At 66.8% G+C, this 16,021-nt stretch carries 12 protein-coding genes and 1 pseudogene; 6 read left to right on the forward strand and 7 right to left on the reverse strand.

Going from position 1 to position 16,021, the window contains the following annotated elements; all coding sequences use genetic code 11:
* Positions 1–125: 125 nt before the first annotated feature.
* On the reverse strand, positions 126–1,247 hold the full coding sequence (locus A9X01_RS18755) for a PQQ-dependent sugar dehydrogenase (RefSeq protein WP_065122194.1): 1,122 nt from the start codon (positions 1,245–1,247) through the stop codon (positions 126–128).
* A gap of 461 nt (positions 1,248–1,708) precedes the next feature.
* Between A9X01_RS18755 and A9X01_RS18760 the strand changes: the two genes are divergently transcribed.
* Positions 1,709–2,563, forward strand: coding sequence for a DoxX family protein (locus A9X01_RS18760; protein ID WP_065122195.1), 855 nt, complete (start codon positions 1,709–1,711; stop codon positions 2,561–2,563).
* On the opposite strand, the gene A9X01_RS18765 is transcribed toward A9X01_RS18760, so the two are convergent.
* Positions 2,564–2,941, reverse strand: coding sequence for a PH domain-containing protein (locus A9X01_RS18765; protein WP_065122196.1), 378 nt, complete (start codon positions 2,939–2,941; stop codon positions 2,564–2,566).
* A 226-nt stretch (positions 2,942–3,167) separates the two neighbouring features.
* On the opposite strand from A9X01_RS18765, the gene A9X01_RS18770 reads away from it, so the two are divergent.
* The 3 genes from A9X01_RS18770 (at position 3,168) to ilvC (ending at position 6,645) form a co-directional block, all read left to right on the forward strand.
* Positions 3,168–5,060, forward strand: a complete 1,893-nt coding sequence (locus A9X01_RS18770) for an acetolactate synthase large subunit (protein WP_065122197.1) — start codon at positions 3,168–3,170, stop codon at positions 5,058–5,060.
* Positions 5,060–5,572, forward strand: coding sequence for an acetolactate synthase small subunit (ilvN, locus tag A9X01_RS18775; RefSeq protein WP_065122198.1), 513 nt, complete (start codon positions 5,060–5,062; stop codon positions 5,570–5,572). The genes A9X01_RS18770 and ilvN overlap by 1 nt, the downstream gene beginning before the upstream one ends.
* 71 nt (positions 5,573–5,643) lie before the next feature.
* Positions 5,644–6,645, forward strand: a complete 1,002-nt coding sequence (gene ilvC, locus A9X01_RS18780; RefSeq protein WP_036356838.1) for a ketol-acid reductoisomerase — start codon at positions 5,644–5,646, stop codon at positions 6,643–6,645.
* 84 nt (positions 6,646–6,729) lie between these two features.
* On the opposite strand, the gene wrbA is transcribed toward ilvC, so the two are convergent.
* Genes wrbA through A9X01_RS18800 form a run of 4 tightly spaced genes read right to left on the reverse strand, consistent with a single transcriptional unit; the run spans position 6,730 to position 12,419 of the window.
* Positions 6,730–7,326, reverse strand: a complete 597-nt coding sequence (gene wrbA / locus A9X01_RS18785) for an NAD(P)H:quinone oxidoreductase (protein WP_065122199.1) — start codon at positions 7,324–7,326, stop codon at positions 6,730–6,732.
* A complete protein-coding gene (locus A9X01_RS18790; RefSeq protein WP_065122200.1) occupies positions 7,323–8,753 on the reverse strand; it encodes a phytoene desaturase family protein in 1,431 nt (476 codons plus the stop codon). The genes wrbA and A9X01_RS18790 overlap by 4 nt, the downstream gene beginning before the upstream one ends.
* Positions 8,754–8,795: 42 nt before the next feature.
* Positions 8,796–10,586, reverse strand: coding sequence for a tetratricopeptide repeat-containing glycosyltransferase (locus A9X01_RS18795; RefSeq protein ID WP_253849190.1), 1,791 nt, complete (start codon positions 10,584–10,586; stop codon positions 8,796–8,798).
* Positions 10,587–10,616: 30 nt separating this feature from the next.
* Complete coding sequence (locus A9X01_RS18800; protein WP_253849192.1) at positions 10,617–12,419, reverse strand: tetratricopeptide repeat-containing glycosyltransferase; 1,803 nt, start codon at positions 12,417–12,419, stop codon at positions 10,617–10,619.
* 177 nt (positions 12,420–12,596) lie between these two features.
* On the opposite strand from A9X01_RS18800, the gene serA reads away from it, so the two are divergent.
* Complete coding sequence (gene serA, locus A9X01_RS18805; RefSeq protein ID WP_065122201.1) at positions 12,597–14,183, forward strand: phosphoglycerate dehydrogenase; 1,587 nt, start codon at positions 12,597–12,599, stop codon at positions 14,181–14,183.
* 46 nt (positions 14,184–14,229) lie between these two features.
* A complete protein-coding gene (locus A9X01_RS18810; protein ID WP_065122202.1) occupies positions 14,230–15,240 on the forward strand; it encodes a 3-isopropylmalate dehydrogenase in 1,011 nt (336 codons plus the stop codon).
* A gap of 133 nt (positions 15,241–15,373) precedes the next feature.
* Here the strand turns inward: A9X01_RS18810 and A9X01_RS29345 are convergent.
* A pseudogene (locus A9X01_RS29345) lies at positions 15,374–16,015 on the reverse strand (MFS transporter); the annotation flags it as partial.
* Positions 16,016–16,021: the final 6 nt, after the last annotated feature.

Here is a 16,021-nt window from a genome sequence, read left to right on the forward strand (position 1 = left end):
GAACACCAAGCCCCGCCGACACCGTTGGCATCAACCTCCCCGACTCCGAACGACTCCAAGCAGCTTGACACCGACCGTTTCGGGTGCTTTTGCGTCTGCTCGCGCAAACTGAGGCGCGCGCGGAACTAAGTCTTGTCGTCGTTGTTGCGCGGGAAGCCGCCACCCTGGGGGAACAGCGGGAACACCACGTCGTCGAGCTTCTCGGCGTCGCCAGCTGTCTTGTTCACCGTCGCGCCCCACACATTGCCGTCCGGCGACATCCGCAACGCCCACGCGTGCGCATGCGTGTCCTTGCGCACCACGTCGGGCTCCCCTGTCACCGCACCGGTCTTCGGGGCCAGCCGCACCGCCACCGTCAGCTTGGTGTTGATCAGGTTCACCAGCACGGTGCCGTCCATCGCCGCGCAACCGGCCACGCCGGGCTTGTCCGGCCACGTCCACACCGTCGACACCTCGGACTTCTTGGTGATCCGCTGCAACCGATCGGCACCCGGCGTGCGGTCGGCGACGTACAGCGAACCGTCGACGGGGTCGATGCACAGCCCCCCGCCGGAGCCGATTCCGGACAGCGCGGTCGTCGGCGGCGCCTGCCCGATGGTGGTCGGCTGCTCGATCCGCAGCACCTTGCCCGCCAGCGAGCGGGGATCGGCGGCCATCGCCGGGTTGCCGGCGTCACCTGTCATGACCACCAGCGTGGTGGGGCTGGTGAAGATCAAGGCGCCGGTATTGCCGGTGGCGCCCTTGGGGATCCCGGTCAGGATGTCCTTGGGCACGTCCCCCTCGGCGATGCGGATCACCCGGTTGTCGGTGGGCGTGCTGATGTAGGCGTACATCAGCCGGTCCTGCGAAAAGGTGGGGGACAGCACGATGTCCATCAGGCCGCCGTCCCCGGATGGATCGACCGGGATCACCATCTTGACCTTGGGCTCGGCGCTGATCGAGATCTCCTTGACCACACCGGTGGTGCGCTCGGCGACCAGCGCTGTCTTGCTGTCGACGCCCATGATCAATCCACTGGTGCTCTCCAGGCAGCCCTGCATCACACCCGGTGCCGGGCAGGCTTTGGGGAACGGCGTGGGCGGCAACGGCGGCGGCGGGGGAGGCGTGGAACTGGGCTGTGGTTTCAGTTCCGGGTTCGTCGTGAACGGCTGCGATTGGGCGTCGTTGAACCTGGCGCAGCCGCTCGACAGCAGCACCGCAGCGCACAGCGCCGCCAGCACGCACCGAACCGACCGCCGTATCCGCATGACCGACAGGCTACGGGAATTTGCGATCGTGGCCTCCCCCTGCCACCGGGTACGACGCCGGATACCGGCCGTGGGTGTACAAACCGGGATACGACCCCGGGTAAATCATCACCCCATTGCGCCCTGACGAGGGCAAACGAGCCTTTAGTGTTTGTTCTGGGCTTGATAACTGGCCGATCGTCGGCCGGGATCATGAAATCGGCGGGATCCCACGGTTGATCGCGCATTGTGGCGCCCGGGGGTGTGAGGCGGGCAGGGCTGAAGTCGGCAAGTCGATTGACTCGCGAGCTGGTGACGGCGACGGCGGCCGCCGGCTGGACCGTTCGCGGCGTCGCGGCGACGACGACCAGCCGCCCGATTCCACCCGAGTGAACATCTGGCGCGCAAAAATATGGATTTAACAGGCGAAAGCGCCGCTTCAAATCCCAGCTTCAGGCGAAAAAGCCCTTACCCTGACACGCGTGACCAGTTCGAATGAATCGCCATGGCAGCGGCCTGACCTCATCGGGGGTCCAACCGCAGTGCCAACATCAAGCCGTCCCACCTCGGCAAGCCTGGTCGACCCCGAAGATGATCTGACGCCGGCGGGCTACGCGGGCGACTTCGGCAACACCGGAACCACGACCATCATCCCGCCCTACGACGCCAACTCCGGTGCTGTCCCGGGATACAACCCGCTGGACTCGCAGGAACCGCTGCCTTACGTCGCGCCGCAGGCCGCACGGCAGGTGCCGGCCGCGCCCGCGGCGATCGACTTCGACGACGAAGACGACCGAATCCGCGCAGCGGGCCGGCGGGGCACGCAGAACTTCGGCCTGCTGTTGCTGCGCGTCGGACTGGGCGTGGTGCTGATCGCGCACGGGCTGCAGAAATTGTTCGGCTGGTGGGGCGGATCGGGCCTGCACAGCTTCAAGAACGCGCTGACCGACGTCGGCTTCCAGCACGCCGACATCCTGGCCTACGTCGGGGCCGGCGGCGAGATCGTCGCGGGCGTGCTGCTGGTCCTGGGACTGTTCACCCCGATCGCCGCCGCGGGTGCGCTGGCATTCCTGCTCAACGGCTTGCTCGCGTCGGCCTCAGCGCGGCCGCGTTCGCACACCTTCACCTATTTCCTGCCGGACGGGCACGAATACCAGATCACCCTGATCGTCATGGCCGTCGCCGTCATCCTCGTCGGCCCGGGCCGCTACGGCCTGGACGCGGGCCGCGGCTGGGCAACCCGGCCGTTCATCGGCTCGTTCGTGGCGCTGCTGAGCGGCATCGCCGCCGGTATCGCCGTGTGGGTGCTGCTCAACGGCGTGAACCCGCTCGCCTGATCAGCGATACGGGTTCGGCACCCGTCCCGAACTGGCCTCGGTCAGCTGCGGCAGCGTCGCGAAAGTAACCGCGGGCAACCGCACCTCCGACCCGTCCTTGAGCTTGGCGCGGGCCCAGTTCCCTCTGTGGAACCGCAGCCCGTCGATGTCTTCCCAGGCGAGCGTCCGGCTGCCCAGCAGCGTCCGCGCCGTCACGCTCCGATCATCGGCGACCGTACGCAGCCGGACGATCATCGCCGACAACAGCAGCGGGATGACCAGGAGCGGCAGCGTCCAGGGGAAAGCCGTGACCGGGACCAGCAGGCACAGGGTCAGAAATCCGACCGCGATGTGCGCCACGGGCGAGACCTTGATCACCACGCGTGAATCAGTAACCACCCTCGCATCATCCCATCGCGGCCCAGAAGCACCGGATTTGACGGCTGAGCTGTGCGAAGACTACCGTCGGACGCTATGCAACACGGAATGCTCGTAGTAATTAGTCGGCGCGTTGGTGCCTGACTAGCTCTATCGAGCACCAACGCGACCCTCGTGCAGCAGCTCAGCTGGCGGGGGTTTTTTCTTGCCCCGAGACGCCAAAGCGAAAAAGACCTAAGAGGAAACAGTGAGCGCACCCACCAAGTCAGCGGCACCGGCCCCAACGCCCGCCTCGCGCGAGGCCGCCGAAATCGCCTCGGACGCCGGCAAGTCAGCATCCAGGCCGGCCACCGGACAGCCCAAACGCATTGCACCGCAACAACTTACCGGTGCGCAGGCGGTAATCCGGTCGCTGGAGGCGCTCGACGTCGACGTCATCTTCGGGATTCCCGGTGGCGCCGTACTGCCGGTGTACGACCCGCTGTTCGACTCGCAGCAACTGCGTCACGTGCTGGTGCGTCACGAGCAGGGTGCCGGCCACGCCGCCAGCGGCTACGCGCACGCCACGGGCCGGGTTGGGGTGTGCATGGCGACCTCCGGCCCCGGCGCCACCAACCTGGTCACGCCGCTGGCCGACGCACAGATGGACTCGATCCCGGTGGTCGCGATCACCGGTCAGGTCGGCCGGCAGCTGATCGGGACCGACGCGTTCCAGGAGGCCGACATCTCGGGCATCACGATGCCGATCACCAAGCACAACTTCCTGGTGCGCACCGGTGACGAGATCCCGCAGGTGATCGCCGAGGCATTCCACATCGCGGCGAGCGGGCGTCCCGGAGCAGTTCTCGTTGACATCCCCAAGGACGTGCTGCAGGGCCAGTGCACGTTCAGCTGGCCGCCGCGCATGGAGCTGCCCGGCTACAAGCCGAACACCAAGCCCCACAACCGGCAGATCCGGGAGGCCGCCAAGCTGATCGCGGCGGCGCACAAGCCGGTGCTGTACGTCGGCGGCGGCATCATCCGCGGCGAGGCGACCGAGGAACTCCGCGAGCTGGCCGAATTGACCGGCATCCCGGTGGTCACCACCCTGATGGCCCGCGGTGCGTTCCCGGACAGCCATCGGCTGAACATGGGCATGCCGGGCATGCACGGCACCGTCGGCGCGGTTGCGGCGCTGCAGCGCAGCGACCTGCTGATCGCGCTGGGCACCCGCTTCGACGACCGGGTGACCGGCAAGCTGGAATCGTTCGCGCCCGAGGCCAAGGTGATCCACGCCGACATCGACCCGGCCGAGATCGGCAAGAACCGGCACGCCGACGTGCCGATCGTCGGCGACGTCAAGAACGTCATCACCGACCTCATCGAGATGCTGCGCCACTACGACGGAGTCGCGGGCGACTCCAACATCCCAGACATGGCGGACTGGTGGGAGTACCTGGAGGGCGTCCGCAAGACGTACCCGCTGAGCTACGGCCCACAGAGCGACGGCAGCCTGGGTCCGGAGTTCGTGATTGAGAAGCTCGGCCAGATCGCCGGTCCGGACGCCATCTACGTGGCCGGCGTCGGCCAGCACCAGATGTGGGCCGCGCAGTTCATCAAGTACGAAAAGCCGCGCACCTGGTTGAATTCCGGCGGTCTGGGCACCATGGGCTTCGCCATCCCGGCGGCCATGGGCGCCAAGATCGCCCTACCGGACACCGAGGTGTGGGCGATCGACGGCGACGGCTGCTTCCAGATGACCAACCAGGAGTTGGCCACCTGCGCCATCGAAGGCATCCCGATCAAGGTGGCGCTGATCAACAACGGCAACCTGGGCATGGTGCGGCAGTGGCAGACCCTCTTCTACGAAGAGCGCTACTCGCAGACCGACCTGGCCACCCACTCCCACCGCATCCCGGACTTCGTGAAGCTGGCCGAGGCGCTGGGTTGTGTCGGAATGCGTTGCGAGCGTGAAGAAGACGTCGAAGAGATGATCAACCGCGCGCGGGAGATCAACGACCGCCCAGTCGTCATCGACTTCATCGTCGGCGCCGACGCGCAGGTGTGGCCGATGGTCGCCGCGGGCACCAGCAACGACGAGATCCAGGCCGCCCGTGGCATTCGTCCGCTGTTCGACGACATCACCGAGGGACACGCGTGATGAGTGGTTCGACGAAAACGCACACGTTGTCTGTCCTGGTTGAAGACAAGCCTGGTGTGCTCGCCCGCGTGGCAGCGCTGTTCTCCCGGCGCGGCTTCAACATCGAGTCACTGGCGGTCGGTGGCACCGAACAAAAGGACATGTCGCGGATGACGATCGTGGTCTCCGCTGATCAGACACCGCTCGAGCAGATCACCAAGCAGCTCAACAAGCTGATCAATGTGATCAAGATCGTGGAGCAGGATGACAACAACTCCGTGGATCGCGAACTGTGCCTGATCAAGGTGCGTGCCGACGTCGGCACTCGCAGTCAGGTGATCGAGGCGGCGAATCTGTTCCGGGCCAGCGTGATTGACGTTTCGCCGGAGTCATTGACCGTCGAGGCCACCGGAAATCGCGGCAAGCTCGAGGCGTTGCTGCGACTGCTGGAACCGTTCGGCATCAAAGAGATCGTCCAGTCCGGGGTGGTGTCGATGGCCCGCGGCCCGCGCGGTATCGGCACCGGCAAATAAGTTCGTACTAGTGAAAAGACAGATTAGAAGGAGATATTGAGGTGGCAGACGTGCCGGCGCAGACGCTGGAGATGTTCTACGACGACGACGCAGACCTGTCGATCATTCAGGGTCGCAAGGTCGGTGTGATCGGTTACGGCAGCCAGGGACACGCGCACTCGCTGAGCCTGCGCGACTCTGGCGTCGAGGTGAAAGTCGGCCTGAAAGAGGGTTCGAAGTCGCGCGCCAAGGTCGAGGAGCAGGGGCTCGAGGTCGACACTCCCGCCGAGGTGGCCAAGTGGGCCGATGTGATCATGCTGCTCGCGCCGGACACCGCGCAGGCCGAGATCTTCACCAACGACATCGAGCCCAACCTGAAGGACGGCGACGCGCTGTTCTTCGGCCACGGCCTGAACATTCACTTCGATCTGATCAAGCCGCCGGCCAACGTCACCGTCGCGATGGTCGCGCCCAAGGGGCCCGGCCACCTGGTGCGGCGCCAATTCGTCGACGGCAAGGGCGTTCCCGCGCTGATCGCGGTCGACCAGGACCCGACGGGTGAGGGCCAGGCGTTGGCGCTGTCCTACGCCAAGGCGATCGGCGGTACCCGCGCCGGCGTCATCAAGACCACCTTCAAGGACGAGACCGAGACCGACCTGTTCGGTGAGCAGGCCGTATTGTGCGGTGGCACAGAGGAATTGGTCAAGACCGGTTTCGACGTGATGGTCGAGGCGGGTTACCCGCCGGAGATGGCCTACTTCGAGGTGCTGCACGAGCTGAAGCTGATCGTCGACCTGATGTACGAGGGCGGCATCGCGCGGATGAACTACTCGGTGTCCGACACGGCGGAGTTCGGCGGCTACCTGTCGGGACCGCGCGTCATCGACGCCGACACCAAGGAGCGGATGCGCGCGATCCTGCGCGACATTCAGGACGGAACCTTCACCAAGAAGCTCGTCGCCAACGTCGAGGGCGGCAACAAGCAACTCGAGCAGCTGCGCAAGGAGAACGCCGAGCACCCGATCGAGGTCACCGGCAAGAAGCTGCGCGACTTGATGAGCTGGGTCGACCGCCCGATCACCGAGACCGCCTAGTAGCTAGCGGTAGCTAGCGCGAGCAGACGCGAAAGCACCCGCACGCACGGCGTGTCGGGTGCTTTTGCGTCTGCTCGCGCAACCTTAGGTGAGCCGGTCCGCGACCGTCACTACACGCCTGGCCAGGTGGTCCAGCGCGTCGGCCGTCGCCGTGTCGAACTCGGCGATGTTGTCGTGCGTGGAGACCAGGCTGACGCCGTAGGGGTTGCCGTCGACGAACTTCAGCGGGTCGGTGTACCCCGGCGGCACGATGATGCCGCCGAAGTGCATCAGCGTGACGTAGAGGGTGAGCAGGGTTGTCTCCTGGCCGCCGTGCACGGTGTTGGACGATGTGAAAGCCGCGTACACCTTGTCCGCGAGCTTGCCCCCCGCCCAGAGCCCGCCCAGCCCGTCCAGGAAGTCGCGCAACTGCGAGGCGACCGACCCGAACCGGGTGGGGGAGCCGAAGATCACCGCGTCCGCCCACACGATGTCGTCCCCGGTGGCCACCGGAAGATCCTTGGTGGCTTCGTAATTCGCCGTCCAGGCGGGGTTGTGCGCGAACGAGGCCGGGTCACGGGTTTCGGCCACCGGCCGCAGCCGAACCTCGGCGCCGGCGGCCTCGGCCGTCGCCGCGACGCGCTTTGCCATCGACGTGCCATGCCCGGCGGCCGAGTAGTAGATGATCGCGAGTTTTGTCATGGGCAGAGCTTAGGCATCTCCTTGATGCCGAACTCACGCCGCAGCAGGGTCCGCACGGCGTAGTAGCCGCCCATGCCGTGCACCCCGGCGCCGGGCGGCGTGGCGGCTGAGCACAGATACACCTTGGGAATCGGTGTGCTCCATGGGTTTAGCCGCGGCGTAGGACCCAGCGTTGCGCGGAACACCGAGGCCCCGCCCACCGCGATGTCGCCTCCGACGTAGTTGGCGTTGTGCTCGGCCATCCGCGTGGCCGGCACACTGCGTACCCCCACGACGATGTCGCGGAACCCGGGCGCGAACCGCTCGACCACGGCCGTCACGGCCTCGGTCGCGTCAACGGTCGATCCCGCGGGCACATGCGCGTACGTCCAGAACGGCCGGCGGCCGTCGGCGTCGATGCGGCCGGGATCGACGAGGTGCGGCGAGGACCCGAGCACCATCGGCAGCTGCGCGTGCCGTCCCGCGGCGATGTCGGCTTCTGCCCGCGCCATCTCCTGGCGGGTACCCCCGAGATGCAGGGTCGGCGCCTGACTGAGCCGCGGGTCCGACCACGGAATCTCATCGTTGAGGACGAAATCGACCTTGGCCGCCCCGGAGCCGAATGTGTAGTGCTGCAATGCCTTTGCGTACCGGCCGGGAATCGATTCGCGGTACACGCGCAACAACGCGGTCGGGGCCGTGTCGAAGACCGCGACGCCTTCGGGTGGGGAATCGACTTCCACGCCCGACGTCAGCTCCCCGCCGTGCGCCCGCAGGTCGGCGATCAGGGCGTCGGAGATCTGCTGGGTGCCGCCCACCGGGATCGGCCAGCCGACCGAATGGGCCAGGGTGGACAGCATCAGCCCCGCGCCCGCCGACGCCAGCGACGGCAACGGCGTAATCGCATGCGCGGCAACGCCGGTGAACAGTGCGCGGGCGTCATCGCCGCGCAGTGCCGCCCAAGCGGGGGTGCCCTGAGTGAGCATGCGCACGCCCAGTCGAATCGGAGTCAGAATCGATCTCGGTATCGAGCGTTTGTCACCCAGCAAGAAGGCGACCACCGCATCGGAGTTCGACACCAATGGGCCGAGAAAGCGACGCCACGCCCCGCCGTCGTCCAACTCCGCGCAGGTCCGCTCGAGGTCGCGATACGCGATCGCCGCGGGCCGGCCCGGGAGCGGATTGGCATAGGAGATCTCCGGCACCGCCAATTCGACCCCGCGCGCGGTCAGGTCGAACTCGGCGAAGAACGGCGAGGCGTAACCCAGCGGGTGCACCGCCGAGCAGATGTCGTGCAGGACTCCGGGAAATTCGAAGTCTGCCTGGGTGCGTGCCCCGCCGCCGAAGGTCGGCTGAGCCTCGACCACCTGCACCTTCAGGCCGGCGCGGGCGCATATGACGGCCGCGGCAAGCCCGTTGGGCCCGCTGCCGACGACGGTGACGTCCATCTGTGAATTACAGCCGACGACGTCGTTGAAGGGAATCCGGGCCTAGCCCGAGGCCGATCGGATGCACAACACCTCGTCGAGGGTGGCGGTCGCGAGCCCGGCGGCGGCGGCCCGCCGGCCCAGTTCGGCGAGAGGATCGGGATCATTGGCGCGAGTACCTCCGACGCGATCAAGTCGGGCGCTGTCGAACATTGCCGGGCCGTACGCCACCTGTGAGGCCAGCAGATAGCGCCCGGCGCCGGGCGCGCGCGACACGACTGCGCCTGTCGCGGGCGTACCGATCAGCTTGTCGGCATCGGTGAAGTTGATCGCCACCTGATAGACGTTCTCCTCGGCGTCGAGCACGCTGGTCAGCCGGGTGATCAGCCGATCCTGGGCGTAGAACTGCCACCCTTGCCCCAGGTGCAGCCAGAACCGGCCATAGATCTGGTCTCGAATCTGCGAAAGTAGGGCGCCTGCAGACTCTCCGGCGGCGGTCGGACAGAACTCCAGGAACGGATACCGTTCGAGCAGTGTTGCGCGATCGGCCGCGGACAGGCCGGCATCGGCTACCAGGTAGCGGCCGATCCGCCACACGTCGGTGCAGCAGTTCAGTAGTGAGTTCAGCGTCACCTCGGTGTCGGCGCGATCCGGACCGGCGACCAGGCTGAGCACCACCTCGGCGTCGCGGCGACGGCCCGGCAGGTGCCGCGCCAGCTCACCGGGGTCACGGGAAGCCGCCTCGATCGCTGCCGGCGCACACAGGTCGAGGTTGGCCGCCATCCGTTTGCGGTCATCGTCGGGGATGTCAGACCTGGCCAGCACCCGCCGCCAGAGCGCGAACGCCTCGGCCTTCTTATTGATCCACGACGCGCACACCGCCTGCTCGTCGAGCGCGCGCCAGTTGTAGACATCGGCGGCGACGAAGACGATGTCGTCTTCGGGGTAGGGGATTTCGGCGGCGCGCTTGGCAAACATGTAAGCGGGTTGATAGCGCTGCTGCCTGCGATACCAACGCGCGATGGCATACAGGGGCTCGGCCCGGCTCGGCCGGTTTTCCCAGGCCTTCAGGTAACTGTGCTGGACCTGCGCCCACGGCTCGCCGAGTTCTGCCATCGACGCCGCGACCCGCAACAGCGAGTAAAAGACCTCTTCATCCCAACCCTGCATGTCGGCGCGACGCTGATACCACTCTCGCGCGTTGGCGTAATCGCTCAGGCAGAAGTAGCTCTGGGCGAGGTAGAAGACGGACCGAGAATCGCGGGGATTGCGTTCGACTTCCGCAAGCAGCAGATCGCGGTCGCTGGCGTGCTTGAGTTTCAGGTCGCTGTTGCGTGAGCCGAGTCGACGAGATTCGACGTGGTAGTCGCCGTCCAATCGGTCGTGGCGGAAGCCCAGGTCGTCCATTACATATTCGTGCACGACGCCCACGTAGCGGAGCGCTAGCCCGTCACGGAATAGAAGTGGTCGCCAAAAGATGGTGTTGTCCGAGTCTCGGCAGCGTAGCCAGTAGATGTCGGCGCCGAGCCTGGTGAAGTCGATCGTGCCTTCGATAGTGTCGTCGGCGTCCATGACCCAGATGTAGTCGCCGTGACCCTGGGCCAGGGTCAGAGCCTCGGACCGATTGTGGCCGAAGTTGCGCCAGGGCCGCTCGTGCAGCTCTCCGGGGACTCCGAGTTGGGACATCCGGCGGCGAATGACGCCCTGGGTCCCATCGGTGGAGCCGGTGTCCACGACCACCCAACAGCTGATGTGCGGGGCGACCGCGTCAAGCACTTCGTGGACGATATGAGCCTCGTTGCGCACGATCATGTTGAGGCAGATGGCGGGGCGGGCGGTCACACCGTCGGGCACGGCGAGCTCCTAGCTCTCAGTGTGTCGTGGTCAGTCGTGGGCCGACGGGCTCGCCGAGGGCACCGTATTGATGCACAACACCTCGTCGAGGCTGGCCGTCACGAGACCGGCGACCGCGGCCCGCCGGCCCAACTCGGCCAGGGGATCGCGGTCATTGGCACGGGTGCCCCCGACCCGGTCAAGCCGCGCGGTGTCGAACATTGCCGGGCCGTACGCCACTTGACTGCCCAGCACATAGCGGCCGGCGCCGGGCGCGCGGGACACCATGTCGTCTGTCGCGGTCGCACCGATCAGCTTGTCCGCGTCGGTGAAGTTGACCGCCACCTGATACACGTTTTCCTCGGCCTCGAGCACGCTGGTCAGCCGGGTGATCAAAGGCTCCTGGGCGTAGAACTGCCAACCTGGCCCCAGGTGCAGCCAGAACTGTCCGTAGATCTGGTCTCGAATCTGCGACAGGACGGCGCCCGCAGACGCTCCGGCGGCGATCGGACAGAACTCCAAGAACGGATACCGTTCGAGCAGTATCGTGCGATCGGCCGCAGACAGGCCGTCATCGACCACCAGAAATCGCCCGATTCGCCATACGTCGGTGCAACAGTTCAGCAATGAATTCAGCGTCACCTCGGTGCCGTCGCGATCCGGCCCAGCGACCAGGCTGAGGACCACCTCCGCGTCGCGGCATCGGCCCGAAAGGTGTTGTGCCAGTTCACCGGGGTACGTCGCGGCCGCTTCGAGAATCCTCGGCGCACTGTTGTCGCAGTTGGCCGAAATTCGTTCTCGATCTTCGACGGGAATGTTGTCCTTGGCCAGGACTCGCCGCCACAGCGCGATCGCCTCGGCGTGCTTGCCGATCCATGATGCGCAGACGGCAGCCTCGTCGAGCGCGCCCCAGGTGTAGGTGTCCGCGCTGACCAGCCAAGTATCCTCGGTGGGAAACGGGATCTCGGCGGCCTGCTTGGCGAACAGATAGCCGAGCTGATAGCGCTCATCGAGACGATAGCGAAAAGCGATGGTGTACAACGGTTCCGCGCGGGTCGGCCGAAATTCCCACGCCCGTAGGTAGGCGCCCTGGACCTTGTCCCATGGCGCATTCATCGACCACATCGACTCCGCGACGCGGTACATCGAGTGGTAGACCTCTTCGGCCCAGCCGCCCATGTCGATGCGGTGCTGGTACCACTTGATGGCGTTCTCGAAATCGCCTAAATCAAAATAACTTTGGGCGAGATAAAAGACCGACCGCGCATCCTCGGGATTGCGTTCGACCTCGGCCAGCAGCAGGTCGCGGTCGCTCTCGTATTTCTGCTGTGGATTCAGGTTGCGCGCTCCGAGGCGGCGTGAATCGACGTAGTAGTCACCGTCGAGCCGGTCGTGGCTGAAATCGGAGTCGACCATGACGTATTCATGGACGACGCCTTCGTAACGCACCGGCAAGCCGTCGCGGAAGAGGTTCGGCCGCCAGAAGACATCGGAGGTCTGGCCATAACGGAGCTGGTAGAGATCCTTGTCCAACTGGCTGAAGTCGAGGTTGCCCACGACCTTGTCGTCAGCATCGAGGACCCAGATGTAGTCGCCATGGCCCTGGGCAAGGGTCAATGCCTCGGATCGGTTGTGCCCGAAATTGCGCCACGGCCGCTCGTACAGCTCCCCAGGGATGCCAAGACGGGCCATGTGCTCACGGATGACGTCCTGTGTCCCGTCGTCGGAGCCGGTGTCCACGATCACCCACGCGCTGATGTACCGCGCGATGTCGTCGAGGGTTTGGCGAATGATCGCCGCTTCGTTGCGGACGATCATGTTGACGCAAATCGCCGGGCGGACCAGGGAGGACACGGCCGGATCGTACTCAGCGGCGCGGGTTACGGTAAGGGATTCGCCCAGGTGATTTCTAGCCCGCCGGCGACCCGCTTCGCCCGGCTCCGCCGCGCTCGCGATCCCCGACTGGGCCGATGGCGGCGACCCGCTTCGCCCGGCTCCGCCGCGCTCGCGATCCCCGACTACGCTGTCCGCGTGAACCTGCCTGTTGTATTGATCGCCGACAAACTTGCCCAATCAACTGTCGCTGCCCTGGGAGACCAGGTTGAGGTGCGCTGGGTAGACGGGCCTGACCGGGAGAAACTCCTGGCCGCGGTGCCCGAGGCGGACGCACTGCTGGTCCGGTCGGCCACCACCGTGGACGCCGAGGTGCTGGCCGCCGCCACCAAGCTCAAGATCGTCGCCCGCGCCGGCGTAGGGCTGGACAACGTCGACGTGGACGCCGCCACCGCTCGTGGTGTGCTGGTGGTCAACGCACCGACGTCGAACATCCACAGCGCCGCCGAGCACGCGATCGCGCTGCTGCTGGCCGCGGCGCGCCAGATCCCGGCCGCCGACACGACATTGCGCGAGCACACCTGGAAGCGGTCGAAGTTCTCCGGCACCGAGATCTTCGGCAAGACCGTCGGCGTGGTGGGACTGGGCCGGATCGGGCAGCTCGTCGCCCAGCGGATCGCCGCCTTCGGCGCCCACATCGTCGCCTACGACCCCTATGTGTCGTCGGCGCGCGCTGCCCAGCTGGGCATCGAACTGCTGTCCCTGGACGACCTGCTTGCCCGGGCCGACTTCATCTCGGTGCACCTGCCCAAAACCCCCGAGACGGCGGGACTGATCGACAAGGAGGCGCTGGCCAAGACCAAGCCGGGAGTCATTATCGTCAACGCCGCCCGGGGCGGCCTGATCGACGAGGCCGCGCTGGCCGAGGCCATCAACAGTGGCCACGTGCGCGGCGCCGGGCTCGACGTGTTCGCCACCGAGCCCTGCACCGATAGCCCGTTGTTCGAGCTCCCGCAGGTGGTCGTCACCCCGCACCTGGGCGCCTCCACCGCCGAGGCCCAGGACCGGGCCGGCACCGACGTCGCCCAAAGCGTGCGGTTGGCGCTGGCGGGCGAGTTCGTTCCCGACGCGGTGAACGTCGGCGGCGGCGTAGTCAGCGAAGAGGTGGCGCCGTGGCTGGACCTTGCCCGCAAGCTCGGCGTGCTGGCGGCCGCGTTGTCCGACGAGCTGCCCGTGTCGTTGTCGGTGCAGGTGCGCGGTGAGTTGGCCGCCGAAGAGGTCGAGGTGTTGAAGCTCTCGGCGCTGCGCGGGCTGTTCTCGGCGGTGATCGAGGAGGCAGTGACGTTCGTCAATGCGCCTGCGCTGGCCGCTGAGCGGGGGGTAACGGCCGAAATCAGCAAGGCCACCGAGAGCCCGAACCACCGCAGTGTGGTCGACGTGCGGGCCGTGGCCGCCGACGGCTCGGTGGTCAACGTCGCCGGGGCGCTGTCCGGGCCGCAGCTGGTCGAAAAGATCGTGCAGATCAACGGACGCAACTTCGACCTGCGCGCCCAGGGCATCAACCTGGTGATCAACTACGCCGACCAGCCCGGCGCGCTGGGCAAGATCGGGACGCTGCTCGGGGCCGCCGGGGTGAACATCCAGGCCGCTCAGCTGTCCGAGGACACCGAAGGCGACAGCGCCACGATCCTGCTTCGGCTGGATCAGGACGTACCCGCCGAGGTGCGGTCGTCGATCGCCGACGCGGTGGGCGCCAACAAGCTCGAAGTGGTTGACCTTTCATGAGACGCGCCGGCGAGGATGCACAGCGAAGCAATGAGGAGCGGCGCAGATGAAGCTGGCGGTCATTGGCGGCGACGGCATCGGTCCGGAAGTCACCGCGGAGGCGCTCAAGGTCCTCGACGCCGTCCTGCCCGGGGTCGAGAAGACCGAATACGACCTTGGTGCCCGGCGGTATCACGCGACCGGCGAGGTGCTGCCGGAGTCGGTGGTGCCGGAACTGCGTGAACACGACGCGATCCTGCTCGGCGCGATCGGTGATCCGTCCGTCCCCAGCGGCATATTGGAGCGGGGTCTGCTGTTGCGCATGCGCTTCGAGCTCGACCACCACGTGAACCTGCGGCCCGCGCGGCTGTACCCGGGGGTGCGGAGCCCGTTGGCAGGGGACCCCGAGATCGACTTCGTGGTGGTGCGCGAGGGCACCGAGGGGCCCTACACCGGCAACGGCGGCGCGATTCGTGTCGGCACCGCCAACGAGGTGGCGACGGAGGTGAGCGTCAACACGGCGTTCGGGGTGCGCCGGGTGGTCTCCGATGCCTTCGAGCGGGCGCAGGCGCGCCGCAAGCACCTGACCTTGGTCCATAAGACCAACGTGCTGACGTTCGCCGGCGGGCTGTGGTTGCGCACGGTGCAGGAGATCGGCGAGAAGTACCCCGGCGTCGAAGTGGCCTACCAGCACGTCGACGCCGCCACGATCTTCCTTGCTACCGACCCGGGTCGGTTCGACGTGATTGTCACCGACAACCTGTTCGGCGACATCATCACCGACCTGGCCGCGGCGGTGTGCGGCGGAATCGGGCTGGCGGCCAGCGGGAACATCGATGCGACGCGCACCAATCCGTCCATGTTCGAGCCGGTGCACGGCAGTGCCCCCGATATCGCGGGTCAGGGCATCGCCGATCCGACGGCGGCGATCATTTCGGTGGCGCTGTTGCTTTCCCACCTCGGCGAGACCGACGCGGCGGCCCGGGTGGACCGGGCGGTCGAGGCCCACTTGGCAACTCGCGGGACCGAACGGCTTGCCACCACCGATGTCGGCGAACGGATTGTCGCCGGGCTGTGATCTCCAGGCCCGGCGGCAGCACGCGGGCCGGCACCAACGGCGCCGCCACCAGAGGGAACAGGCCGCATAGCGCCCACGCCAGCGGGTAGGCGGCCGTGGTGATCAGGGCGCCGAACATCGGCGGCCCGGCAGCGGCCATGAGGCGCTGAGTGGTGTTCTGGGTGCCCAGCGCGCGTCCACTCCAGTACGGCCCGGCGAATTCGGTGATGGCGGTGGCTTCCAGCCCGTTGTCCAGGACCGCGATAACGGAGATGACGATCATCAGCAGCACGTCGTAGCGCGACCCGATGTTGTCGGTGAGGGCCAGCAGGAACAGCGTCAGCGCGGACGCGAGGGCGATGAATCGGACCGGTCGCATCCGGGAGCCGACGCGATCTGACCAGCGGCCCACCAGAATTCGGCCACCCGCGCCGATCAATTGCGAAATCGTCACCAGCCCACCGGCCGCGGCCACCGACCAGCCGTGGTGATTGATCAGCCACACCAGCATGAAGGTCACGGTCACCGTCTGCGGCATCATCAGCAACGCTGACGCCGCGTGTATGCGCCACAGCACCCAGGAGCCGCGGTACGGACTGGCGAGTTCTTCGTCGCTGGCCGACGCGCGCGACTTGCGCGGTGGGTCGGTGACGCCCACCAGGCTGATCACCGCGGCGATGCCACACGCCACCGCCGGGAACATCAGCCCGGTGTGGGCGCCGCGCTCGGCCAGCCCCGGAATCACCAACGCGCCCACCGCGATTCCCACCGGTTGTGCGGTCTGGCGGATACCCATCGCCAG

Source organism: Mycobacterium asiaticum (genome assembly GCF_001668675.1).
Lineage (GTDB): Bacteria > Actinomycetota > Actinomycetes > Mycobacteriales > Mycobacteriaceae > Mycobacterium > Mycobacterium asiaticum_D.

What these genes read in the sequence shown, in the direction of transcription:
- A9X01_RS18755 (WP_065122194.1), bottom strand. Translation starts at nt 1,247, where the DNA reads ATGCGGATACGGCGGTCGGTTCGGTGCGTGCTGGCGGCGCTGTGCGCT.
- ilvN (WP_065122198.1), top strand. Translation starts at nt 5,060, where the DNA reads ATGAGTGGTTCGACGAAAACGCACACGTTGTCTGTCCTGGTTGAAGAC.
- ilvC (WP_036356838.1), top strand. Translation starts at nt 5,644, where the DNA reads ATGTTCTACGACGACGACGCAGACCTGTCGATCATTCAGGGTCGCAAG.
- wrbA (WP_065122199.1), bottom strand. Translation starts at nt 7,326, where the DNA reads ATGACAAAACTCGCGATCATCTACTACTCGGCCGCCGGGCATGGCACG.
- A9X01_RS18790 (WP_065122200.1), bottom strand. Translation starts at nt 8,753, where the DNA reads ATGGACGTCACCGTCGTCGGCAGCGGGCCCAACGGGCTTGCCGCGGCC.
- A9X01_RS18810 (WP_065122202.1), top strand. Translation starts at nt 14,230, where the DNA reads ATGAAGCTGGCGGTCATTGGCGGCGACGGCATCGGTCCGGAAGTCACC.